Here is a 24,397-nt window from a genome sequence, read left to right as displayed (position 1 = left end):
ATTTTTTGTCATAAACCGGTAACCGGACCCATAAGTATAAATGGACAAACTTTACACGAAAGAAGGCTATTTATATGAAAGCGGTCATCAAGTTTTTTGTCTACATGGGACTGATAATGCTGGTCATGTATTCCTCCGGATGCGCCGGCAACGCGGCAAATTTATACAATAATCATGCAAGTCAAGATGATACTGCAAAGCTAACGCAACCAAAGGATGATGACGGCAGTCAGACAACGGTTGTCGGTAATAAAGCGGAACAGTCCGACAATCACAATGTTACGACGAATAAAGCCGGGCCCGCAACAATGGCTGCACCAAATACAACGCGGGCGGCAACTGACACAATAGTACTTTATTTTGCTGATGCAGACGGTTATTTACAAGCGGAGCGGCGGTCTATAAACAAGACTGCCGGCATTGCCCGTCAGACCATGCGGGAATTATGCCTTGGCCCAAGTAACCGGGCGTTGTCAGCCACTATCCCCGAAGGCACCCGTTTGCTGGATATTAACATCCAAGATGGCCTGTGTACCGTAAATTTCAATCAGGAGCTCGTTTCCAACCATAGTGGCGGGTCAGGAGCGGAAAACGTTACGGTTTATTCAATAGTGAATACATTAACCCAGTTCAGCAGCGTCGAGCAAGTACAAATACTGGTAGCCGGACGGGTTGTTGAATCCATTGCCGGACACCTGGATGTAAGTGTGCCGCTGACCCGCGACGGTGAACTAATTAAGGCCGGTGCTAAATCGCAGGCAAATTAGTGTAATAGTTTGCTTAAAGTCCCTAATGCCAGTTTAATTGATGAAACTCAAACTGTGGCTGATGGACCGAGCGGTAGGCGGGGATGTAGTTTGCTTCACTGTCTACCGCAATAGTGCTGCCTTCTTTAACTGAGCGCAGCATATCTAAAATTGTCTTGGCGTCTCCGTACTCCATTTCCGGGGTAACAGAGATAGTTTCCCGACCCGTCATTGCATTATAAAGGTTTAACAGCTCATTATAATAGCCACGCTGCGGGCGGTATTGGATTTGTTCCGCCCGGCCGTCATTATACGCTAAATTTATAGTACCGCAATCTCTTTCCTCAAGATAAATCATTCCGGCAGTGCCAAATATGCGCAGTCCGGTAAGCGGGCGCTGCATTTCCTTGCCTGCACAGTAAAAGCTGAACTGGCCGGTTACACCGTTTTTAAAGCGCATATTCACGTTGATCACGGCATAGGGAGCAAAGTCATCAGACTGAGGAACCCCGAAAGACTGCAGCTTATCAATGGCGCCGAATATATGACGCAGGGCGGCAACATCGTGTACCCCGGTATCCATGATCACGCCTCCCGCGAACACCGGATGCTGACGCCATTCCTCACGGGCAAATTTATTTTTCTGCATATTCTCAGGAAAACAAGTCACCCGGTTGTGTATAAAATAAACGGTATCGCCTATTCTCTTCTGCCCGACCAGATCCCTTATAATATTGATTTCCTCACTATACCGGTAATTTTCCGCAATCATAATCGGCACACCATAGCGGCGGGGCAGCTCGGCGTGGGTCCGGGCCTGTTCGTAACCGGCAGCCAGCGGTTTCTCGCAAATAATGGCCCGACCTGGCTGGTGTGCTATTGCCCGTGCCACGTCCTCAGTAACACGAAAATTATGTTCAATAGGTACCATAATGTCAAACACGTTAATGTCGCCCCGCCAGAGCATAGGACGGTAATCAGTGTAGACATTATTTCCGCCCAAGCCCAACCGCTCAGCCCAGGGGCGGGTTTTATCAGGCTCGGAATCGCAAAGAGCCACGATTTCATATTTATCGGCCAGTTCCTGGTAAGCGGGATAATGCAGCCGCGCAAAAGCCAGACCGGTACCGATAATCCCCACTTTTAATTTATCCATAACATATTCCCCCATTGTTATTGATTATTTTTTATTATGCAGCCGTAAAAGACAAACTATCCATTATTTTTTACCGGATAGGGAACCTATTGCTTGGTCCCAACGTCTTTATGGTATTTATGCCCGCAATGTTTACCTAACTTTCTATAGGTATCCAAAAGACCTGTTCTTCAAATTGGCCCATTTGATTGTCAGGTATGCTATAGCCGTATTCGCTGCGGTCAGGAATTCTACTGACATTTTTTACAAGCAACATACTAAACAGGTCTTTGAAGTTTTTTGTTGAATAATAGGTATGCAGGTAATTCATTGGGAAATGAGGAAACATGTTATGAAAAAATATTGGAACTGGAAACATAAAATTAAGAAGGGTTTGATTATATCCTGCCTGTTTACAGCAGGACTGCTGCTCTTACCCTCGGCAGTTCCCGCCGCTACGCAGTTGACCGTAGGAGGGGACACCGTTAATGTGCGGGGTGGACCGGATACCAACACCGCTATTGTAGCCAGTGTACATAAAGGAGAACAATTTACCGCCCTTGATAAGCGCGGCGACTGGTATAAAATTAAAGTAGGGAATGCGGAAGGCTGGGTTGCCGAATGGCTGGTGCAGGCTAAAACGGTGGCTGATGCCCCCGCCGGTTACGCCGTGGCCAAGTCGGGTACTATAAATGTGCGCAGCGGTCCCGGGACAAATTATGCGGTGACAGGGCAGATTGGTACGAACACCAAACTACCTGTACTGGCGCTTTCCGGTGATTGGGTAAAGATCCAAATGCCCGGCGGCAGCACCGGCTGGGTTGCCGAATGGCTGGTGCAAACACAGAAGTCCACTGATCAGCAAGCACCGGCGAGCAGCCAAAACGTTAGCGGGAGCAACACTCAGCCGGACAGCCGGAACGGTGCGGTTAAAGTAAAGCAAGCCACTATCACTGCCGCAGCTATCAATGTGCGCTCGGGCCCCGGCACCTCGTACGACACAATTGCTAAGGTTAATAAAGGTGCTAAATATAATATCACCGAAGTTAACGGCCAATGGCTAAAAATAAGCTTGCCCGGGGGCAAAACCGGCTGGATAGCCGCCTGGCTGGCTACCGTCAGCGAAGTTGCATCGGCCCAGCCCGCTGCCTCCGCACAAAATAACAGCAATGTAAACAGCGATACCGGTGATAATGACGGCTCCGACAGCAACGACAACAGCAACTTACAGCTCGTGATTAATGATAATGTCAATGTACGGGGCGGACCGGGCACGCAGCACAACATAATTGGCCAGGTAAGCCGGGGTCAGCGGTTAGGGGTGCTGGAGCAGGCCGGTGACTGGTATAAGGTTAGCCTTGAAGGAGGCGTAATTGGTTGGGTAGCCGGTTGGCTGGTTGATGTGGAACCAGCCGAGGCCTCCCCGGCTCCGGGGGACCCGCCCGTGGAAACAGAGGACACCGATCAGATCGATTCGAATAACCCGGGAATGCCTATTAACCTGGAAAAAATTGAAGTCCGCCAGGAAAACAACCATACCCTGGTTTCCATTAAAGCCGCCGGAGAACTAAACTATGACATGTTTTTGCTTACCAATCCTCAGCGGCTGGTCATTGACCTTAAGAACACAAATATTGGTGATTTACCTGATAACACAGCGGTAAATACCGAGGCAATAGAAAAAATGCGCATCGGCTTATTCAGCACCGACCCACCGGCAGTGCGGGTGGTTTTTGACCTCCGAAAAGCGGTAGTTAGCGTGGACAAGCTATCCAGCGACCGACACCAGCTGGATTTGGATATTTATGTTCCCGAACTGGGCGAATTTTTGCAAGGGCGCGTCATTTGCATTGACCCCGGACACGGCGGCAGTGATCCGGGTGCCATCGGACCTACCGGACTGCAGGAAAAGGATGTGACCCTGGATATTTCCCTTAAGCTGGCACAATTGCTCACGGAAAACGGCGCTCGGGTAGTGATGACCAGAAACGACGACAGGTTTGTCGATTTATACGAACGCACGGCTATTGCCAAGCAAGAAGGTGCCGAGGTATTTTTAAGCATCCATATCAATGCCAATGTAAATCGGGATATAGATGGCACCAGCACTTATTACCGCCGGGATACCGGGGAGTTTCCCCCGGGGGTGGACCAAGCGGATAACCGACGTTTAGCCGGGGCCATCCAATCGGAGTTGCTCCGGACACTGGGCAGGCGCAGCTTGGGTGTGCTGCAGTCAAACTTTGTAGTATTGCGTACTTCCCCCGTGCCTGCGGCACTGGCAGAGATAGCCTTTGTTTCTAACCCGGAGGAGGAACAAATGCTGCGCCAGGAAACAGAGCGTGCAAAAGTAGCTGAAGCGCTGGCCCTGGCCCTGAATAATTATTTTGCACCCGACAATTAATGGATTTAATTACTGATACTGAAAGACAAGCCGATGTCCTCTATGAATTGGGGACACCGGCTTAATTTGTCAGCAAGTGTAAGGGCAAGGCAATTGCTATGAATAAAAGCCTGCAGTATAAAACATCCTGAAAAACCGGTGTGTTTAGTGTGTTTTTGGTGCGTTTTTTTGCTAAAAAGGTGATACAATATGGTGGGTTGCAGGTTTTACCAAACCGCATAGCGTACAAATATTATTATAACCATATGTTACGGGAACAATATGAAAGGCCTGCCACCAGCTGAGATATTTACGGTGCAGCCAAACTAATCATCACCTCATAATACATACAGGAGGGAAAAAATGGACAGAGTTGACGGCAGGAAAAATAATGTTATGCGTCCGGTAAGAATTACCCGGAATGTGAATAAGCATGCGGAAGGGTCGGTTTTAATCGAGGTAGGGGACACCAAAGTAATTTGCACTGCCACAATAGAAGAACGCCTGCCCACCTGGCGCAAGCTGGAGGGCAAAGGAGGATGGCTGACCGCCGAATACGGTATGCTCCCGAGAAGCACGGGGCAGCGCATGATACGGGATGCCACACGGGGCAGACAAAACGGACGCAGTCTGGAAATACAGCGGCTTATCGGCCGGGCGTTGCGATCAATTACCGACCTTGAGTCACTGGGAGAGTATACGATAACCCTTGACTGCGATGTAATTCAGGCGGATGGAGGCACTCGTACGGCTTCCATCACCGGTGCTTTTGTCGCACTGGCAGATGCCCTGTATTATCTGGTGCAGAAGGGCAAGCTGGAAAAGTTGCCGCTGCGGGATTTTGTCGCGGCTACCAGTGTGGGACGGGTCAACGGCGAACTGGTGCTGGACCTTTGTTATACCGAGGACTCCGCAGCCGAAGTAGATATGAATATTGTAATGACTGGCAGCGGCCGATTCGTAGAAATCCAAGGCACCGGGGAAGAGGCTTCATTTAGCAGGGATGAAACCAATCAACTGCTGGACTTGGCCGACATGGGTATCAGGCAATTAGTGGAATACCAAAAAAGCATTCTCGGCACAGTGGCTGATAGTATTATTAGCAATGCCGAATAAAGGATAAAAATCTAATAGGTGTTATTGCAATAAAAGAGATATAAAGGGTGATAAAACAATGAGCAACAATATATCTGCTTATCGGGATATTATATATAGTTTAAGCAAGTTTAAGTCTGACCCCATTATTTTAGCGACACGTAATGAAGGCAAGGTACGCGAGCTGCAGCAATTGCTGGCGGAAACAGGTTTTAAAGTGATCTCTATGTCAAGCTACCCTAATGCTCCTGATGTAGTGGAAGATGGCCGGACATTTGAGGACAATGCAATTAAAAAAGCCCGGGAAGTGGCCGCTGCCGCGAACAAAATTGCACTGGCCGATGACTCCGGGCTGATGGTGGATTATCTGGATGGGGCACCCGGAGTGCATTCCGCTAGATTTGCAGGTCCAGGCCATGATGACACTGCCAATAACGACAAACTTTTACGATTACTCAACGGCGTGCCGCGACAAAAGCGTACGGCACGTTTTTGCTGTGTGGTGGCCATAGCCACCCCCGACGGGAAAGCAGCCACCACTCAGGGGACCTGCGAGGGTATCATTATTGACAAGCCAAGAGGAGAAAACGGATTTGGTTATGACCCATTGTTTTTAATGCCTGAGTTCGATAAAACATTTGCCGAGCTGGACAGCGCTGTTAAAAACGCCATCAGCCACCGGGGAAGGGCACTACAAGAGATCAAAACAATTTTGACAGAATCGGCTAAAGGTGAGTAGTACATAAACTAACCAGGCTGCTTACCCCGGTTTTTCGTGGTTATTTAAAAACTTACTAAGGTATGGTCGACAAAAATATTAGCGAGCTCGTTCAGCTAAAGCTGAACATCGGGGTTTCAGATAGGGATTCTACCCCACCTGAAGTAGAAATAGGGACTTCCGCTTATAGAAGTGGGAGTCTTAGAATTTGATAAACTTTCCAGATATGCCTGGATATTTACCAACCGGGAAGGTGTTACGGTTATGCGCATTGGTGTTATTAGCGATACGCACGGTTCAATAAGTTCAGCCGTGAAGGCAATATATGAAATGGGAGAGATAGACGCTTTAATTCACGCCGGTGATTTATATAGCGATGCATTGCGCATTAGCCCCGTTATCAAAGTGCCCGTTTACGCAGTACCGGGCAACTGTGATATACCGGGCCAGGTAAAAGAAGAGCTGACCATTACACTATGCAGCCGCAAAATATATATCACTCACGGCCATCTCTACCGGGTCAAGAACAGCCTTCAGTCATTATATTACCGGGCCCGAGAAATGGAAGCAAAGGTGGTAGTGTTTGGTCATACTCATGTACCGGTTAACACATGGGAAGGTAACGTGTTGCTATTCAACCCGGGCAGCACTTCGCGCCCCCCGGCGGGTATAAAAGCAGGTTGTGGAATACTTAGCATTGGAACGGACGTTATAAAAGGTAAACTTATCTCCCTATAAACGGAACAAATGTCAGATTCAGTACTGCTGGTAACCGCCATGCATGACAAAAGGAGCCAGTAACCGCAAACCCTTGCGAATACTGGCTCCTTTTGGCCTCCCGGGAGGGATTCGAACCCGCGGCCTACGGATTAGAAGTCCGATATATTGCATTAGGTATTGTTAAGCGTAATTAGGAAATGCTTGTCCTGCCTGGTTTTCTTGGTTCTGTCTTTGGAGTAGTTTGGTAATGTTTGGCCTTGAAATGGGGTGTTTGTCCCCAACTTGTCCCCAGTTTGTCCCCATTACGCTAACACATTTCGCCTACGGACACAAGGCTTTTAGACGCTCATTGTCCCCAAGTCCCCAGCATGGTAATTTATTATGCTTACGATTGCGGGTGCGGCTAAGAAAGCTATCTTTGAGCGTACTCGTTAACATATGTGCCCCTCCCAAATAGCACTGAAAAGGTAAAAACGGTACACCTGCCTTAAAAGCCACAAAAAAGGACCGTAGGCGCATTCAACTATTTAACTAAGGAAAATTATACCAGAACCATGTTTCGTGTCCATTGTGGGGCATCCTGCGGCTTCTCAGGGGTATGTGCATCGTTGTATAGGAGTGGGACTACCCCCTGGGGGGGGTGGTCGTTATTTTCTGGAGACTTCCCCCGAAGAATTTTTTGCACCAAAAAGGCTGCTTTGCCCCCGCCTTACGCATAGTAACCCCGGGTAAGCCATTCGCCCGGTGTCTGAAGGTGGTCATTCCAGATTACCCCTTGTCACGGACAAGTCAAAAAACACACATATTATTTTTATATATCTGTGTATTATCTGTATCTGTGTATAGGGCGTGACATCGCGTGACATCGGTGTGACATTGTGACATGGGCGTGACATCGCGTGACATGGGCGTGACATCGCGTGACATGGGCGTGACACCCCTGTATCTTTACATGAATATGCCGCAAAAATAGCCGTCAATCCCTTGTGCCGCAAGGCTTTAGGCAGTGTTAACCCAAACGTCATTTACCCCCTAAAAAAAGGCCAAATTTGGCGCTCAAATGACGTTGGTAAGATGATGATCTGAGTTAAAGGAATCAGGAATCAGGTTAAGGGAATCAGCACGATTAGTACCAGAGCACTCCGGTGCTTGTACCGTACTTGTACCAGACCAAGCTTGCCACAGTGTTAGTTTCCCGATTTAAAATCGGGAAAGGTCGGTTTTGAGAACCGAGCTTTGTGATGTCCATTATGCGGACATCACTGAAGGGTGTTCATTATGCGAAGACCCTTACTATTAGTAACCCGGGGGTGTGGAAGTCCTGAGTCATGCCCATTCTGGTTTTCGGTTCTGGAAACTGTAAACCTAATTTTACCTAATTTTTTAAAATCATCTTCGTAATCTTTAACCTTTCTTTGAATTGCCGAATGATCATATCCGGACTCATTCGCAATTATAAAACTATCAGTAAATAAATCGTTGCCTTTCAAAATTTGAAAGCAGTGACGGAAAGAGGACTCCCTAAATTTAGGGAGTCCTCACAGTCTAATTATGGAGTCTTTATATGGCTATTTTACAATTAACATCATAAATAGGCATAAAATAATGAGCAATATCCCCAGGATCAATATCAAGAATAGTTGCTATTCTAATCACCTCTAACAAGCTAAAAACAGAGAAACCATTTATTTTATTAGAAAATGTATTCACAGCAATACCAAGCTCACCTGCAACCTCATAGTAAGTTGTACCCACCTCTCTGATTCGCCCCTTTAACGCGTTAAGCTGGGTGAATTTCCTCATCTTCTTAGACATTCTTGCCCCCCCATAATTCAAATTGTTTTAGCAGGCTTTAAGAATATGATCATATAGTTCGGGAAAAACGTCTTTTACTTCTGAAAACCCAAAATGTTTCATGATGGCTATCATTTCCCAGTACCACCAATCGCGCCGTCCATTAATTTTCAAAGTAAGAGAGTTTTCTGATATTCCAATTTTTTGGGAAAGTTTACGAATGGTAATTTCATGCTCCGCCATCAATCCCTTGAGTCTTTTGCTAACGATAGGCTTTTTAGTCATTTTGTCACCTCCCTTTAATAAAGTTGTTTCCATGATATTCATTGATATGGTAACATATTCCAATAGAGATGAGATTACAACATTGTTCAGATTCATTTATTTTTACCTCATCCCACGCTTATACTTTAAAAAACCTACTCATAACTTCATTATGTCTTTTAACTCAACTCCAAGCGCAAGGCCCTGCAAAATAAGGGCCTTGCGCTCATTTGTTAGTTACGTGTTAGTTACCGAGGCCGTGTCTTTTTTCTTCCTCTATTTCACTTGCTTCAAGGTCTATCACAAAATAAAATTCGTTATTCATATAAATTAAATATTCTCCCTCAGCTATTTTTATCATCTCTTATCCCCCTTTGATGTCTTTTAATTCTATCCCCAACACGTTAGCAATAAGCAACCACTTATCAGTTTACTGCACAAACGGCAGCACCCGTCGAAAGTAAAGCGAAATTCCGGGTTATTTATGATAGCCATCCCGATATCATCAAGCGGCTATCATAAATTTTCGCCAAGCGCTGGGTTGCTTCTAGCGCATCCTGAACACTGATACTTCCTTGCAAAGTTTTAGGCATCCTAATACCACCTTAATTTTTTTGTCAAAGCTCTCGTTCCAGTTCCAGTCACAATCCAGGTATTTGACCCCCTCACAATGTCCCTTGCCGAAGGAGGGCCGTCACTGTTACACTAAAGCAGAGGCTAACCATTTTCGGATGGATTAGTGCGATAAGACTCCGGTTCAAGCTGTCCAGGCAGGCCGGGGTCTTTTACTTTACCGCCTTTTCTTTTAACCATTGCTCAACTTCTTCTTTGTTGTACCGGATGCTTTTTCGACTGCCTATATGGGGCATCCCCGCCTTTCTCCACCTGTAAGCGGTCATTCGCTTGATCTTTAACCACTCACATAATTCTTCTTCGGTAATCCAATCTGCCAACTATAAATTCCACCTCCAATAATATAACTATAATTGCATTATATATAACTTAACGTAACATTGTCAATTGTTTCCGAGCGGAAAACCGGTTATTTTTTTACTCCGGCACCAGGCCAGTAATGAAGCCCGGTATTACCTTTTTTACAAAATTAGCAGGAAAACAATTAGTTTTGTTGAAAATTGTTGAGTAGAAATGTAAATGTCTTATTTGACTAATCATAAGAGCCACCGGTGCCAAGCCGGCGGCTTTTCTATTTAATGATTGTCAATAAGTGTGAAATTAAATTTTACAGAAGATTTGAAAAAAGAATGGGGGGGAATGGGGGACAGAGTGTTCTAACCAGCGTTATACAAAAACTAAGAGTAAAGGATGTGTTTTATAATGCTGCAAATTCTTATCTGGGGTGTAGGTATTATATTAATGGGGGTGGGGTTTTTACTGCTTTATGCGACCCGGGCATTTCCGGCCATGGATGTTGTCACGCAATATAAATGTGAATCTTGCAACCGCGTACACAAAGGCGGCGCCATGGTGGATCGGTGCGAATGTGGCGGCAATTTTTATCCGGTGAGGGAAACGGTTATATCAGATCCCCAACCGTCAATTTACAGGTATGTTGCGTATTTGTTGATTATCGCGGGACCGGTGCTTATACTGTTGGGCAATGGTCAAGCTGCGGAAGTAAATAACTTGATAGGGTGGTAATGGTAAGAAATACTTCTATTACGCAAAAGATGGAGTGATAATTGTGCGAATATTAGCGATACTTTTAATTGCTTTGACCGTGGCTTTGTCTGGATGCGGTAGGGCGGAGGAATATCAGGGGTATGTCAATAATGCCCAATCCGCATTCAGTAAAAATGATTTCACAGGAACAATTGAATGGTACAATAAGGCAAAAGGCATAGATTCTCTTGCTATGGAAGATACTGAAAAATATGTTAAGGCCCAAGCAATACTTAAATCGCAGGAGCATTTTAAAAACGGCAAAACCGCCTTAGCCGAAGGAAGTCTTAAATTTGCGGTTGAACACCTTAAACAGGTAATCGAAACCGATCCAAGTTATAATGAAGCGCAACCGATTTTGGCCGACGCCAAAATGAAATATGCTGAACAGTTATTTAATGAGGCAAAAACACTGTATGCCGAAGGTAACTATAAAGAGGCATACGATTCAATGCTTTTGTCAACCTCCGTAGCAGATTATAAGCCGGCTATGGAACTTCTGCCGAAATACAAGGAAAAATATGATACTATCATCAAAGCCGCACCGCCAAAAGTCACCACATCGGGAGCACCAAAATTAGACTCCCCGCGCGATTTCGAGCAACTCGTTGTTAAAAACGGGGCACCGGTGATTGTAGGTGCTAGCGTTGAAGGAAATGACGGCAAGGCTTATACGCACTCGGAGGCTGAATTTTTAGGCGTATGGGTGTCGCCGGAGTGGCATGAATTCACAGAGACGGAGCAAAAATACATGATCAAGCTCCACTTGGATGTTTTTAATCAATGGAAAGGCGACAATGAAGGAATAGTCATTTTTTACGATGATTTTCTCGGCGAGCAAGTAGGAAGTGGGAATAAGTTTGGGGTAGAAGTACTGGAGTGATGAAAGGTAAAATAACAATGCCGCACATAACAATAACCATGCACAACCGTTATACGCGCATCTTTTGCGGAGTAGGCATGAGCGGGACGCTACTTTATCCCGCACCAAAAACACATGTCTTGGACAAGTGCAAACACCCAGGTTCCCGGGTGAGGCGTATAACGAGACCGCATATTTGCCAGCCTTTAATAACATTAATAGCTTGGGTAAGATAGAACTAACATTCTACCTTACCTAGAGGCGGTTTGAAACCACCCTACCGCATAAAAATAACCCGGTCTTGAGGCCGGGGAATGTAAAATATTTAGTGTAATGCAGCCGGGCAAGGCCGCACTACACTAAACTAATTACGTTCTCGGGCTTTTTCTAAGGGAGGGGCATCAACCACCGCCCCTTGTTGTGCGCAATGCGTTTACTGCGCGTGCTATCTCTCTGCCTGTTTGTTCCATGCCAGTGCGATCAGCGAATTCAGCACTCTCCACATTGAATAATGTACCAATCTCAACGCCCGCCCGGCGTTCCAAGGTGCGGACTATTCTGTCGGTCATGTTCCCGGCAATGCGTTCCATATCCCCGCTGGTCAGCATAGCCCCCCGCTGCATAAGGCTTATTCTATCGGGTATGTTGGGGATACTCGCCAGCACACCAGCCAGCCGGTCGAAGCTAACAGTTAGCTGCGGCGGTAACACCCGCTCGCCTTTCAGCAACTCGGCAACACCGCCGGCGGTCACATAGGCCCCGGTGTGTGCTTTGGGGAAATAGCTTACCACCTTTGACTTGCTGTCAAAGGACACATTGTAGCCAAAAGCCTGGCCTACCTTGCGTAGATTGAGATATGCCTTGCCGTCGTCGATATAGTCAGCGGAGAATGATTTGCCGCCGATGGTTGCGATTTTCTTTACGTTATCCCAATCCACCGATTTGCCAAGCTCGTTAGCTATGGCCCGCGCCTGGGCATAGGTGGTGCCGTTCTTATTGACGTACTCACCCGATGTAAACGTGGCCACGGCTTTCTTTTGTTCCTCGGGAGCCTGCGTTTCACCATCGCCGCTTCCTGCCGGGGGGCGGTTGTTGCTGGAGTCCTCAGCGTCTCCTATGGCGTCCTCTAAATCATCAGTCAACCCCGGCAGCAAGGAGATATCGTTATTCTTTATGGCTTCCTTGATCCTTTGCATGATTTCTACTACTTTATCGACGTATTCATCCCCGTACGTAGACAGCGAAGCCAGCATGTCCAATGATTTATCGTTCATCAGGTCTTGGACTTCCTCGTAATAGTCCTGCAGTTCTTTCTTCTTGGTGTCGGAAGCCTTTTTGATTTCGTTTATTTCTTCCCTGATGGCGTCCTGCCTTGTTTTAGCCTGTTCACGCAAGGCGTCTATCTGGTCTTGGTAGACGTCCCGCTGGTCTTGCCGCGCCCACTCTTGTTTTTGCAGTTCCCAATCATGTTCTTCCTCGGCCATCTGCCGTTGGATATCGGCCATGGACTGTTGATGCTCAACGCCGGTACGAAGCTCATGGTATTTGTAATCATCCTGTAGGTCGGCAAGTTTTTGGTTGTGCTGGCGTTCGGCTTCCTCGCGGTCTGATTGTTCACCTTCTATGTCAAGAGCGTCAATTAGTGCCTGAATAGCCGCAATCTGCGCATTGGTTTCCTCCTCAATGGCGTCAATGCGCTTCTCCTTGCTTTCCACCTTTCTTTCCGTGGCTTCTTCCTCGGCCTCTATCTCATTCTCAATCATCTTTAACCGGTCGTTATATGCGTCCTGTATTTCGTCCATTTCATCCTGCAAGGCTTGTCGGCGGCGATTGTAAATATCTTCCTCGTATCGCCACATGTCTTGCAAAGTTAGCTTTGTTTTGTCTATGGTTCCGAGATAAGTAAGAGCCTGTTCATTCGTTAGGCGACCGATAGATTCATAGTGGTTAATCCAATCATTAAGACGGTTTAGGTAGTCGGTGCTAAGCGCCTGGGCCGCTTCCTCCACCGCCCGCTGGTTCTCCCACCATTTGGCGCTGTTTTGGGCAACCGCGCTGGATAAGCTTTGTATTTTGCTTTGCAGTTGCGATACGACCTGCCCCGCCTGTTCCATGTGCTCGGCGTCACCGGCTTTTTTGAACGCCTCATACTGACGGGTAGCTTCGGACAATACAGGGGTTAGTGCGTCCATGTCAGCACGGTACTTATCGCTGGCAGCCATGAGCTGGTTTTGCTCCTGCTCCAGTAATGCCGTTTTGACAGCCACAAGCTCCTGTGCTCGGGCATAGTCGGCAGATGTAGCTGTGCCAGTCTCTATTTTGCCGGTGAGGTAATCATACTCGGCGGCGTTAACACTGAGCATGTTGGTGGTGCGGGCAAGGGAAGCCTCGTACCGCTGGTTGGCAAGGTCAAGGATGGCTATGGCGTCGGTGAGGGATTGGATCTGCTCTTTGATGGCGTCAGCAGCTTTCTTTTTGTCGGGAGCACCAATGCCGCCAATATAACCCTTATTGTTTTTATCTTTGTTTCCGTCGCCTCCACCATCACCACTATCTTGTATTAAGCCAAGAATGGTTTTAGTTTTATTTACAATGGCCTCAGCCGCTGGCAGATCTACGTTGCTGATTTGACGAAGCTTCGCCCTCATGGAATCCTCTTCGGGAAATCGCTCCAAGTCATATCCGTAGAGGCTCCATTCCCTTGTTATCGGTCCCGGTTGCGGTGTCGTGATTTCAGCGATCTGCTTATTAAGGGATGCTTGTTCCTCTTTCAGTTTTTCTACTTTTTTCTCGGCGTCCCCAAGGTCTTTTATCGCATTGGCCCTGGTCGCTTCCTGTGCTAATTTAATATTCTCTCTCAAGAGATTATTATTAATTTTAATCGCGTTACCTTGGCTGTCCCACTGTTCAACTACCTGTGGCATTATGTCGGCGATAGAGTTCATTGTGGTCTGAAGTTCACCCTGAAGGGTGTTGTACTCGTCCGCGTCCTTCTTGGTGGTCGCCAGTTGGTCGTTTAGATTGTTGTATTCCTGAGTCAGTGATTGCGCGGCTTCAGCGTTCTGCTGTGCCTGCGCCTCCTGCTGTTTCATGTGGTTGTTTAGAAGAACAATACCGGTAGTCGCGGCGGTAAAAGCCAATCCTACAGGCCCGCCAAATAAGGCAGCCAAACTTCTGCCGGTACCGATAGCTGCTGTTTGCGCCATTACCAGCGCACTGGCAAATCCCCTTGCCGCACCGGCAGCTCTATTTATAGGGGTAGCGGCGCCGCTCATTATGCTTGCCAACCCTGATATGCCAACCATTTTAAATGCTACCGATAATAGTTTTAAGGTAGCGGTAACTTCGATAAAGTTGATAATCAAGCTTCGCGTGGCATGGTCGATGCTATTAAAGGCATCAATAGCATTCTTCGTGCCATCGACAACTTTTTTAAGTTCATTGAGCAAACCAGCGTCGCCAATAGCCACGGCCAGTTGTTGCGCCGCATTCTTTAACGCTTCATACTGCTTAGCAAGAGTCTGCATTGTGCGCTCGTTCTCGCGCATGGAGTAACCTTCAGCGTCCAGTTGCGAATTCAAGACATCCTGGACCTTGCTCCAGTTTTGCAGCAATGCCAACAGGTAATTACGGCGGTAGATACCGGCCATGGCCGATGATAAGTCACGCTGTTGCAGGTCGTTGAATTCTTTTTGAACGCCAACCGCCCCAGCCAATTCCTCCGAATACAAACCAGCTTGATTAGCGGCTTGGACGAACATGTCCTGCGAAGCGGCGTTCATGTTGGGCCATCTTTGCGCTACTTCATCAAAAATATCAATAAAATTGCGGAACTGCGTTTGTGCTTCGTCGGCCCATACGGCAATGCCCTCGCGGGCGAAAGCGTTTAGGGCAACGTCGCGTTGCATAAAACTCAAAATACTGTTTAGCGCGTTACCCACTTCACGGCCGGTACGGCCTGTGGCCTCGCGCATTACGGTAAGGATAGCTATTGTTTCCTCAAGGCTCATCCCAAGCACGTGGGCGGCACCGGAGGAACGGTTAAGCCCGTCCACTAAATCTTGTGAAGTAACGGCGTAGTCATCCGCTACTTTATTTATCTTGTCAATTGTTGGCAATAGCTGCTCGGCCGTCATGCCCCACTGCGCCATAATGGCGATAAGACCTTGTGTCGCATAGCTTGCGTCCAGTTCAGCGGTGTTAAAAGCCAACAGCGAAGCTCTGGTAAGCTCCATCGTATCCTTGACGCCATACCCAGCCTGTGCCCAGCGTAACGATACGTCTTGCACCGTAGCCCACGTATTACCGTATTCCTGACCAAGCTTAAGCAGTTCGTCGCGCATACCCTTAAAGTTGAACGTGGCGTCCTCGGTGATACGGGCTATTTGCGTCATACCCATCTCGACGTCGGTAATCGTTCTTATCGCGGCACCTGCGGCGGCTATGCTGCCGAATGCTAGCGATCCTGCGATGAACCATGACATTCTTCTTTCCATTTGCGACCCAAGCACGCTATATTCGTTGTTTAAATCCCTGACAGTTTGTTTGTGCTTTTTGGCAGCCTGTGTAGCTGTTTCTGTCGACCTTGCCATTTCAGCGGCATTAAGGCTAACAACCGACAGCGATCTGCCGTATTGATCATAAATTACCTTGTCGCCCATAAGCTGAGTCGCCAAACCAGCACCAGACGCACGCCCTACGCTTGCGGCAGTAACTTTCATCATTTTTAGCTGCTTATCAAGCATTGCCGTCTCGCTGGCTAGTTGTCTTGTTGACATAATGGCTTGGCTATAATCTACACCCAGCCTTGATATAATAGAGACAATAGCGTCATCAGACATATAATCACTCCTTTTTTTAGAGAACAGGGGAGAGGCGTTAAAGCCCCGCCTGTCCAGTGTTTATAGTAATACATCTCATTACCGGTCGCCGCCGCTTAACCATAATCATTCCTACAGCCTCTTGCCTCGTGGCTAACCGCTCCGGGAATACCTCTACCGGTTCCATGATGCTTCTTAACGGGACCTCTTTGCCGGTTGACTCATTGTAAAATTTCACCACGCCGGTTTCGGTGCGCTTTCCCACATACCCCTCTTTGGCAAGGGGCACGACAAGGGCTTTTCTTGTGAATTGACCGGTTAATTCGTCCAGCATGAAACCTTCTTTAACTTGGGGAGTTTCTTTTTCCCGATCAACGAACTTTGACACCTGGTAGGGCTCAATATCCCCGATTTCAGGGTTAAACCTGTACCGGGTTTCGGTTTCAGGCACTTCCACGGTCACCATGGCCGGGGTGTCCTTGCATCTGTCGTGCATGGGAATGGTCATGGTTCCGAAGTCCTCATGGACGGTTTTACATAAAAGAACTATAACGTCCCCATTTTTGAATTTTTCGCCGCATATAGGGCAACTGGTTTCTGAAAAGCACAGGTCACCGGACTGGATGTTAATGGCCCGCACCTGGTACCAGCGTTTTGAACTGTTGCCAATATCGCCGTCTCCATTAGTTGCAGGTTCAATGTCGCCTCCATAGGAACCGTAGACTCTAAAATTACCAACGACGCCCATTGCAACCTGACCCAGGGGGTTATCTATAGACACCTCCCGCGCTTTAACTCTTACGGCATCCCCCTTTAGGATTAAGTCCCTTTCGGTGGTGTTATCGTTCTCCGCATTGACTAGCAGGCCATCCCCAAACTGTCCATGATATGCGGTAATATAACCCCGCATATCGTCGACTGTAACATTACGAAGCACAATAGCTCCACCGGAACCACCGGCAAGGCCAAATCGTGTACTCGTCCATAGTTCAGCCGCCACCTTGCCGCCCTTGACTACCCTTACCGGCGAGTCCCCCTGGGCTATTTCCGTGTAGTCGGTTGCATCCTGCGTCCCTGACCGAAATAAAGAGGAATAGATATACCCACCAATGCCATGGCTTCTGACTGGCTGCGTTGCATTGTTTGGTATTTGCCACGGCATTGCGGGTGCTGGTTTTGACGGATCGTACGGTGGAAATTTGTAGCCCGCTATCCCCCAAGGAGTTACCGTCGCAAGGTAGATATTGCCACCAGATACGGCAGGTAAGCTGTCGAACCACTCCAGGCACTTGCAACCTACTGACATGCTTAGCATCGTGAAGGAGAACGCATCTTGAAGCGACATATTTTCATAATGGATTACCTCGTCTTTAAATAGCTTTGCGATAGCTTCCACAGTGCCAAAAGCGCGTAGGCAGTACATGGGTTGTGTTCCGGGCCCACCATTGACCTCCAGTGGACTGTCTGATGTTCCCTCGGCCCATAGCTGATTACCGCCACGGTCGTACCCGCAAAGCAGGAATCCAAATCCGTATCCCTTTAGTGTCTTCCGCAATTTTGCATAGAAACCATCTGCCAGTATCTTAAAGTCGGTTCCGACCGTTGCCATGCGATGCAGCTTTGCTATCTCCTGATCTGAGGTCCACCCATTCAAATTGCTAATGCCTGAATATATTAGAGTATAATGACCAACCTTGTGAATTTTTGGATGATCACCCTCTAAAACTGTAAAATCATCGCTGTAGATTTTATTTGTATAATCCTTAAACCATTTATTAGACGCGATGATCGCTCTTGATTCAGATGCTAAAATAATACCTTCTGGCGTTGACACTGCTAATGCAATTGTCACAAAATCTCACTCCTTACTTTCAATTTCCGCGGCGCCTTGCCCGCCGCGCCAGACGATGCGCAGCCGGCAGGGTACCTCATTTTTAGCCTTGGGAAGCATAGCCGCTCGCTTGTCCAATAGGATTCCAGCAGCGACAATTAGGTCCCTGAGCCCAGCTTTATCTATTTTGTCAGGCTCTACCCGGGCCAAAATTTTATCTATTTTGTGCTCGATTTCTTTGATGGCGCCTGTGCTCCAAGCAGGGTCAACGCTTTCACCCGTTGCAAGTTCTTGGGACACCCAACTTCGCACCGTTGAGGGATCAATGCCTAATCGTTTGGCAGCCTTTGCAGATGATTTTAGCTCAATGGCGAGCTGTACGGCTTGTTCTCGCACCTCCGGCGGGTAATCTTTCTGGTTCCCGCGCAGTGCCGGTTTATCTTCCCATGCACGGGGTACCGGCTCTAGCACCTCCGTTTCTAGCCAATCGGTTTTTTGGGGTTTTTTATTCATTTTTTCGTCATCCTTTCATAGGCTTCGGGAATTCGGGCGGGGCTTGACCCCGCCGCATTGCCCGGTCACATAATTCCATGCGGTAAGCGTATTCTTCGCAAGTTTGACAAAGGCCGGCCTTGTTTAATTCGGGCGTTTCACAGCCGCACCGCTTGCATACCGGCAAGGGCTTTGGTAAAGGACGGGGCTTCACTTCGCCCACCGCCGTTTGCCATATTTAAATGTGTTGCAATCGCTTGAGCTTATCTTGCCGGTCAGTTTGCCCCATGTTGTACGGACACGGTTTTCCAAAAATGCCGCGAATTCCTCCGCCTGGTTGCGGATGAAACGGTGCTTCGCGCCGGCAGTTCCGCGGACGATGGCATATTCTTTTTGTGTCAAGACGTGCAGGACGCCTAGGGCATCACTGGCCGTCTCTTCCAAGGAATGGATTAACTCTTCGGCTTGCTCCTGCAGGTCCAGGAGCGCGGCCTTTTCCTTCGCCGTCAATTCCCGCCCCGGCCCCAGGTCCGGCCATATTTCTATAATTTGACTTTGCAAATCGGCGTTCGTCCGGGCAATCCTGCCCAGATACTTTTTCAGGTAGTATTCAGCCTCAGCGGGCAGAGGTTCATCAACTGCAAGAGGTCTGCCTGTGTACTCACCAATGGCGGTCCGGGCATTGCTGACGATTTGCCGGGCGTCATACTTGGGAGTGGGAGCCTTGCGGAAACGCTTCTCTTCTTGCTCCTGGTTTTTTCCGGCGTCAATGTAGTCTAGCGTGGCCGCAGCCAGCACGTGTTCGATAACGTCCTTCAGCCTCCTTACCTTCGGGCTGAACATATCAGTTGTTGCAATGTAACCTTCAATCATTTTTAATTCACTCCTTTGATAAATTTTTGCTTTAATTCCACTGATTCCAGCCGTAGACAATAGTTAGGTGGTTCTCGACCTCGGATTATGGCCCCGGCGTCCTCGGTAATTTTCATTACACAACACCTTCCTTTCTACTGGGGGCGTTTTGCCGTTTTTCCATTGCCATGCTGCGCCTGACGCCTTTGCCCCGCTGGATAGCCCGCTTCCATATTCCCGGGGAGTGCTTCAGCAGTTCCCATAAATCCTCTGTTGATAAAACCAACAAGCTACCATGCATCCAAACTTCAAACCGTTTACCCGCATCATGGTGTTTAGCCATCATTTCCACCCCCTCGCGGCGGCTCTGTGTTCCGCCATGCGTTCACTTGTGACCCAAAAGCCGTTTTTCGTCCGGATGCACCGGAACCAGCCTTCTTTCAGGGCGGCTCTGTATCGTTTTTGGTTAACACGTTTCAACCAGCATCACTCCTTTGAAATTCAGCAATCAGCGCATTAAACGCCGTTTCGTACTCCATCACCGCTTGCCGACAGTCAGATATGCTCCTTGCCCGGTAGGCATCGTTAAAACGGCGCTCAGCGGGCTTTAAGACTTGGTACAGTTCTGGGCTATGCTCCGCCGCCCAGGGGAGGGCGCCGGCAATGTAGCGATGGTTGATACGCCCCAGGCTTTGAGCTAGTAGCGCCATGGCTTGGGTTTCATCCCAGCGTAGATACTCAACAGCTTCAGTTTTGCGCTGCCTTAGTTCAGTCAACAGGGAGCGAGCGCCATCGGGCACCAGTTCGGGCACTTTCAAACGCGCCTCTCCTTGCCGGCCTATGTAGACTTTTATTCCAAGATTATCCAGTTGTGCTATTATGTCAGAAATCTTCAAGGCTATAGTCCCCTTCTTTGGTCTCTAGCCAGCCGTATTTTTTGCCGATTTTCCCGCACTCTCCGGCCATACAAAACCGTTTGCAGGTACTATCGAAAAGCAGCTGTACCGACACATCTTGCCGACCAGAAAACCGATTTTTAAAAATGTCTATCATGGTGTCACAACCGAGTTCCGCAGCTTCTTGCTTGTCGCAACGGTGTACCGAAAACACATTATCAGCTCTATTTGAAATATCGCCGCTTCCGGAAATATCCATTTTGGTTAGTCGGCCTTGCGTTTTTCGTGGGTGGGCCACCACGTACACATGTACATCGAGCCGGTGGGCAAAGTCTTTCAGCTGGCCGATGAAGTTGCTTTGCTGCCGGTAGAAATCCCGATCATTCCCGGTAAAAACAGTGGTCATTAGGTTATCAACCATGAAAATTTTGCAACCGTGCCTCCGGGCAGCATATTCGAACACTTCAAGAATTTTGCTATCCTTCGCCGCTCCGAAACTGTCGAACAGATAGAACTTGTCCCGGTACCAGGCACGGATTTTTTTCGCAACGTCCGGTGCGACATGGGGTACGTCCTGTTCTCTGACTAAATCATGCCGCATTTCCAGGAATTGCGGCCCTGCAGCCTGCAGATCGATCCAGTACCGGAACATTCGGGCGGGAAGCTCACCTGAGTAGACGCATACTGCAAATCCCTGATCAACAGCATCCAGGAGCAACTGACCTAGTAATGTGCTTTTGCCAGAACCGTTTATACCAGTCCAAACGGACAGCTCGCCCATCATAAACCCACCGATTGTTTGGTCTATGCCACGGATACCTGACCGTGCCCGTGCCACGTCTCGGTAGTCCAGCATTGGCACGTCCGCCAGCGCTATAAGGCCCTCCATAGGTACCCCAACCGCTCCGGCCACGGCATCGGCCACCGCCTGTTTGCCGTGGAGCAGAAGCACCTCGTTCGCATCCTTACATGAGTGCCGAACCACGCTGCACCGCCAAGCACCCAGGCGTTGAATTAGATTGCGTTCCAGCTTCCGGCCCGGGACGTCATTGTCGGCCCAGATGATTATCCGCTTGAATTTATCCAGCCATGTCCAGCAGCTACCTACACAGGTCAAATCCTCTGCGCCGCTTGGGACGGACACAACATTTTCGATGGCCTCATCCAAGGCGAGGGCATCCATTTCTCCCTCGCAGATCACCAGAGGCTTGTCCGGTGTGCAAAGATCCATGCCCCAAAAAACGGCCTTGCCGCCTGGTTCACGCCAGCCCTTTTTTTCATTCGGCCCAGGCTTATGCGCCGGCCTGAATTTCACCAGCACCAGATTGCCGTTTTCGTAGTACGGCATGGCAACGGCGCCTTTGCATTCGCCGACCCCGCGCCGTTCCCAAACAGCAGGGGAGAAGCCCCGTTTTTTCAGGTACGACGCCACTTTGTCACCTGCCGCGGACACCTGCGTGGTCGGGGCTTTATACTGCTTACTTGAGCGCCGATGAAAAGTATCGGTTTGGGTGTCCTCTCCGAATTCTCGAAGCAATCGCCTGAATGTGCCAGTGGCACCACAGCTCCCGCGTTTGCAGTTGTACACGCCGGTTTCCGCATTTAGGGCGAAAGTATGTTTGTCTTGACTTTGCCCGCCGTGGCAAAAAGGACAAAGTGCCGGGATTATCTCATCGCCGTTGATTTTGTACGGTTGCAGGTGTTTTTGCGCAAACTCCATGGGGTTCATCTGATCACCTCGAATCCTTCCGGATGGTTATTGTCGCCAGCGCTTTTCCCGCTGGTTGACTGATTGAGATATGACTCGCACTTTGTCCCGAAAAGTGTTTCAGGCCGCAAATACTTTGCCATATCTGTGCCCTTCCACTCGGACGTCTTTTTATCTATGACTGTGATGAAATCAGTCTCTGTGAATCCTTCGCTCAGTCTTGCGTCAATAAGCTGCTGCGTTGTTTTAGTTGCCGCTTTGTAATTGGTCCCGGCTTTTTGGTTTAGAAAATTTATCACGGAAATATATATATCTTTATCCTTTCCTTTACTTTCCTTTTCTTTAGGGGTTTTTGCTGTGTTTCTGCCTTTTTTCTGCTGCGTTTCTGCGTCAGAAACTCTGTCAGAAACTCTGTCATCATCGGAAGGCTTGATATCCCTGGCTTCCCGATATTCTTCTCGCATCTTTTTTCGCTTTCTTAGTACCACGGAAGCCCGTTTTTTTATGCCGTTGCTGGTTAGAACCCCTCTTTTTTCGTATGCTTCCCTGTCAAAGCAACCCCACTTTACAGCAGTCTGAATCATTTCTGAAAATTTCTGCGGAGTTACTGATACTTTTCTGGCGAATATCTGCTGCATTTCTGCGTCAGAAACGTTTACCTCGAAATCGCTGCTTTTGTAAATTTGTTCCAAAAGAATGAAGAAAAACGCGTAGCCGTCATTACCGTATAAGGCCCGCAATACCTCAATTTTCGGATCATTCACGGCATCTGTATCGTGCGAGAAATAATCCATTCCTTCTTTGGCTGGACGCGCCATATCACAATCACCCCTATTTCAGCCGGCGGATGACACCCCGCTCCATGGGCGCTTCCGGTTCCGCATCGACGCTACCCCGTTCCTGTGCGTCCATCCATGCGTCCAGTGCCACCCGGCGAAACAAGACCCGCTTACCGGCCCGTACGCAGGGGATTTGCTGCCTTTTTACCATTTCATATATTAACCACCGGCTCACGCCCAGCAATGCTGCTGCCTCGCCTGCGCCCATGGTCTCACGGAGTGCAGTGCTAGAAATTCCTAATTGTATCATTGCTTCGGCACCTCCGAGAAAAGCTCGTTTTCCGACACCCCCAACGCTGCCGCCAGCTTCCGTCTCCACTTGGGATACGGCGGCCATACTTCGCACTCGATGCGGCTGATAACGCTCGGATGAATCTCCGCAGCCATCGCTAACCCGAACTGCGAAAGCCCCTTCTGCTTTCGAATTTCACGAACCCTATTCATCTTCCCACCTCCTAAATTTTTTTCTGAATCCATGATATCATATTGTTAACGAACAAAACGAACATTGACCTTTTCTTGAATTTATGATATCATATAGTCAACGAACTGAACGAACGGAGCGTATTCATGAAAATCGAAGCAGAGATTGTTTTAAAAGCGCCCTGTCAATGCGAGGCTCGGATTGACAACAGGCTGCCGTGGGAGATTCCAACAAAAGACAAGCGGGCGGTTGAATTTTGGGAACATCGCCGCCGCGCCGTCGAAAAAGGTTACGAACCGAGGGAGAAGTACTTAGCGCCATATTTATTTTGGGAAAAAACAAATCGCGGGAAAAGACTGGCAAACAATATTCACGCAGTGGTTTATGGGTTAAAAAAAGATGGTCTTGTAAATTTCTGGAATGAGTACGGGCCTTTGATAAAAGATAACCCGGCTCCAGTTAGCCAAATCATGAACGCTTTAGATTTTTTCAAGCTTGTTAGCGACCTATGGGAAAGTGCTGCCAGGCGTGACGAATTGAAGGTTCGAAGATTGCTATCACTTGAAGTTGCACAGCCTGAAGTTGAAGAATTTCTTGCTATATTCAATGGGCCGCCCCAATATTATCGGCTTTACTTGCATAATGGCAGTCCTATGTTGATGACGGAACATTCTCATGCTGTCCACGACGCGGGCCTTTACTTTCTCAAACTGCCAGCTCCAATACCCAGGGAAAGCTCAAAGCTGCCAGATTACATCAAAAAGGTTGTTAGGACAAATATTAGGCGCTATTTAAGTGTTTTGCGCAATTTTTCGCAGATAGAACCGCTCACCGGCAAACTTACGGTAACCCCGCCGGATGTTATGAGTGCCGCACTGTTTAGCCTGTGGGGGAGCATGAAGTCAAGGACGTTTGACAGGGTTAGATATCAGCAAAATCGACGCCAAAGGGGGGAGACGACCAAGGATGAGGCCCTCGCAAGATTCAGAATGCGAAGGGCGCGAGGAAAAATGTCCTCGGAGAATTATGACAAACTCAAGAATTACGCGGACAGGATTTATGGAGCGGATATGAGTAGGGACGAACTCGCAAATAAGCTTGAAGCTTATTTTAAGAGATATCTAAGGGAGGTATAATC

Annotated in this window: 23 protein-coding genes; 8 read left to right on the top strand and 15 right to left on the bottom strand. The window is 48.3% G+C overall.

The genetic code is table 11. The features are described 5' to 3' along the window. Positions 1 to 74: 74 nt before the first annotated feature. A complete protein-coding gene (locus ABDB91_RS08565; RefSeq protein ID WP_347491181.1) occupies positions 75 to 767 on the top strand; it encodes a GerMN domain-containing protein in 693 nt (230 codons plus the stop codon). 22 nt (positions 768 to 789) lie between these two features. Here ABDB91_RS08565 and ABDB91_RS08560 read toward each other — a convergent pair whose 3' ends face one another. Next, positions 790 to 1,902, bottom strand: coding sequence for a Gfo/Idh/MocA family oxidoreductase (locus ABDB91_RS08560; protein ID WP_347491180.1), 1,113 nt, complete (start codon positions 1,900 to 1,902; stop codon positions 790 to 792). Between the two features lie 331 nt (positions 1,903 to 2,233). On the opposite strand from ABDB91_RS08560, the gene ABDB91_RS08555 reads away from it, so the two are divergent. The 4 genes from ABDB91_RS08555 to ABDB91_RS08540 all read left to right on the top strand — a co-directional run bounded on the left by ABDB91_RS08555 (position 2,234) and on the right by ABDB91_RS08540 (position 6,815). Beyond that, the gene (locus ABDB91_RS08555) at positions 2,234 to 4,285 is read left to right on the top strand and encodes an SH3 domain-containing protein (protein ID WP_347491179.1); all 2,052 of its coding nucleotides are present in this window, start codon (positions 2,234 to 2,236) and stop codon (positions 4,283 to 4,285) included. Positions 4,286 to 4,627: 342 nt separating this feature from the next. After that, on the top strand, positions 4,628 to 5,380 hold the full coding sequence (gene rph, locus ABDB91_RS08550) for a ribonuclease PH (RefSeq protein WP_347491178.1): 753 nt from the start codon (positions 4,628 to 4,630) through the stop codon (positions 5,378 to 5,380). Positions 5,381 to 5,438: 58 nt separating this feature from the next. Further along, complete coding sequence (locus ABDB91_RS08545; protein ID WP_347491177.1) at positions 5,439 to 6,098, top strand: XTP/dITP diphosphatase; 660 nt, start codon at positions 5,439 to 5,441, stop codon at positions 6,096 to 6,098. 243 nt (positions 6,099 to 6,341) lie between these two features. Further along, positions 6,342 to 6,815, top strand: a complete 474-nt coding sequence (locus ABDB91_RS08540; RefSeq protein ID WP_347491176.1) for a metallophosphoesterase — start codon at positions 6,342 to 6,344, stop codon at positions 6,813 to 6,815. A gap of 1,542 nt (positions 6,816 to 8,357) precedes the next feature. Here the strand turns inward: ABDB91_RS08540 and ABDB91_RS08535 are convergent. The 3 genes from ABDB91_RS08535 to ABDB91_RS08525 all read right to left on the bottom strand — a co-directional run bounded on the left by ABDB91_RS08535 (position 8,358) and on the right by ABDB91_RS08525 (position 9,808). Further along, positions 8,358 to 8,612, bottom strand: coding sequence for a DUF739 family protein (locus ABDB91_RS08535; RefSeq protein WP_347491174.1), 255 nt, complete (start codon positions 8,610 to 8,612; stop codon positions 8,358 to 8,360). A 27-nt stretch (positions 8,613 to 8,639) separates the two neighbouring features. Beyond that, positions 8,640 to 8,876 (bottom strand): helix-turn-helix transcriptional regulator, encoded by a 237-nt coding sequence (locus tag ABDB91_RS08530; protein WP_347491173.1) that lies wholly within the window; start codon positions 8,874 to 8,876, stop codon positions 8,640 to 8,642. Between the two features lie 764 nt (positions 8,877 to 9,640). Further along, a complete protein-coding gene (locus tag ABDB91_RS08525; RefSeq protein WP_347491172.1) occupies positions 9,641 to 9,808 on the bottom strand; it encodes a helix-turn-helix domain-containing protein in 168 nt (55 codons plus the stop codon). Between the two features lie 382 nt (positions 9,809 to 10,190). Between ABDB91_RS08525 and ABDB91_RS08520 the strand changes: the two genes are divergently transcribed. Beyond that, positions 10,191 to 10,514 carry a hypothetical protein gene (locus tag ABDB91_RS08520; protein ID WP_347491171.1) on the top strand — a complete coding sequence of 108 codons (324 nt, stop codon included), beginning with the start codon at positions 10,191 to 10,193 and terminating at the stop codon, positions 10,512 to 10,514. Positions 10,515 to 10,557: 43 nt separating this feature from the next. Next, entirely contained in the window at positions 10,558 to 11,418 is an 861-nt protein-coding gene (locus ABDB91_RS08515) for a hypothetical protein (protein WP_347491170.1), read from the top strand. Positions 11,419 to 11,798: 380 nt separating this feature from the next. On the opposite strand, the gene ABDB91_RS08510 is transcribed toward ABDB91_RS08515, so the two are convergent. From ABDB91_RS08510 to ABDB91_RS08460, 11 genes are all read right to left on the bottom strand, one after another. After that, positions 11,799 to 16,238: a phage tail tape measure protein gene (locus ABDB91_RS08510; protein WP_347491169.1), complete on the bottom strand. Its 4,440-nt coding sequence runs from the start codon at positions 16,236 to 16,238 to the stop codon at positions 11,799 to 11,801. A gap of 37 nt (positions 16,239 to 16,275) precedes the next feature. Continuing rightward, on the bottom strand, positions 16,276 to 17,871 hold the full coding sequence (locus ABDB91_RS08505; RefSeq protein ID WP_347491168.1) for a hypothetical protein: 1,596 nt from the start codon (positions 17,869 to 17,871) through the stop codon (positions 16,276 to 16,278). Positions 17,872 to 18,075: 204 nt separating this feature from the next. Then, the gene (locus tag ABDB91_RS08500) at positions 18,076 to 18,561 is read right to left on the bottom strand and encodes a helix-turn-helix domain-containing protein (protein ID WP_347491167.1); all 486 of its coding nucleotides are present in this window, start codon (positions 18,559 to 18,561) and stop codon (positions 18,076 to 18,078) included. Between the two features lie 189 nt (positions 18,562 to 18,750). Beyond that, positions 18,751 to 19,413 (bottom strand): hypothetical protein, encoded by a 663-nt coding sequence (locus ABDB91_RS08495; protein WP_347491166.1) that lies wholly within the window; start codon positions 19,411 to 19,413, stop codon positions 18,751 to 18,753. 115 nt (positions 19,414 to 19,528) lie between these two features. Then, positions 19,529 to 19,738 (bottom strand): hypothetical protein, encoded by a 210-nt coding sequence (locus tag ABDB91_RS08490; RefSeq protein WP_347491165.1) that lies wholly within the window; start codon positions 19,736 to 19,738, stop codon positions 19,529 to 19,531. Then, positions 19,735 to 19,872 carry a hypothetical protein gene (locus ABDB91_RS08485; RefSeq protein WP_347491164.1) on the bottom strand — a complete coding sequence of 46 codons (138 nt, stop codon included), beginning with the start codon at positions 19,870 to 19,872 and terminating at the stop codon, positions 19,735 to 19,737. Before ABDB91_RS08485 ends, ABDB91_RS08490 begins: the two co-directional genes overlap by 4 nt. Beyond that, positions 19,869 to 20,288, bottom strand: coding sequence for a hypothetical protein (locus ABDB91_RS08480; RefSeq protein ID WP_347491163.1), 420 nt, complete (start codon positions 20,286 to 20,288; stop codon positions 19,869 to 19,871). Before ABDB91_RS08480 ends, ABDB91_RS08485 begins: the two co-directional genes overlap by 4 nt. After that, complete coding sequence (locus ABDB91_RS08475; protein WP_347491162.1) at positions 20,275 to 21,720, bottom strand: bifunctional DNA primase/helicase; 1,446 nt, start codon at positions 21,718 to 21,720, stop codon at positions 20,275 to 20,277. Before ABDB91_RS08475 ends, ABDB91_RS08480 begins: the two co-directional genes overlap by 14 nt. Positions 21,721 to 22,013: 293 nt before the next feature. Continuing rightward, positions 22,014 to 22,814 carry a conserved phage C-terminal domain-containing protein gene (locus tag ABDB91_RS08470; RefSeq protein WP_347491161.1) on the bottom strand — a complete coding sequence of 267 codons (801 nt, stop codon included), beginning with the start codon at positions 22,812 to 22,814 and terminating at the stop codon, positions 22,014 to 22,016. Positions 22,815 to 22,827: 13 nt separating this feature from the next. Further along, entirely contained in the window at positions 22,828 to 23,085 is a 258-nt protein-coding gene (locus tag ABDB91_RS08465; protein WP_347491160.1) for a helix-turn-helix domain-containing protein, read from the bottom strand. After that, positions 23,082 to 23,279, bottom strand: a complete 198-nt coding sequence (locus ABDB91_RS08460) for a helix-turn-helix transcriptional regulator (RefSeq protein ID WP_347491159.1) — start codon at positions 23,277 to 23,279, stop codon at positions 23,082 to 23,084. Before ABDB91_RS08460 ends, ABDB91_RS08465 begins: the two co-directional genes overlap by 4 nt. Before the next feature lie 126 nt (positions 23,280 to 23,405). Between ABDB91_RS08460 and ABDB91_RS08455 the strand changes: the two genes are divergently transcribed. Further along, the gene (locus tag ABDB91_RS08455; RefSeq protein WP_347491158.1) at positions 23,406 to 24,395 is read left to right on the top strand and encodes a hypothetical protein; all 990 of its coding nucleotides are present in this window, start codon (positions 23,406 to 23,408) and stop codon (positions 24,393 to 24,395) included. Positions 24,396 to 24,397: the final 2 nt, after the last annotated feature.

The organism is Desulfoscipio sp. XC116 (genome assembly GCF_039851975.1).
GTDB lineage: Bacteria > Bacillota > Desulfotomaculia > Desulfotomaculales > Desulfallaceae > Sporotomaculum.
The sequence above is the reverse complement of the archived record's forward strand: the minus strand, read 5'-3'. Positions and strand labels throughout refer to the sequence as shown.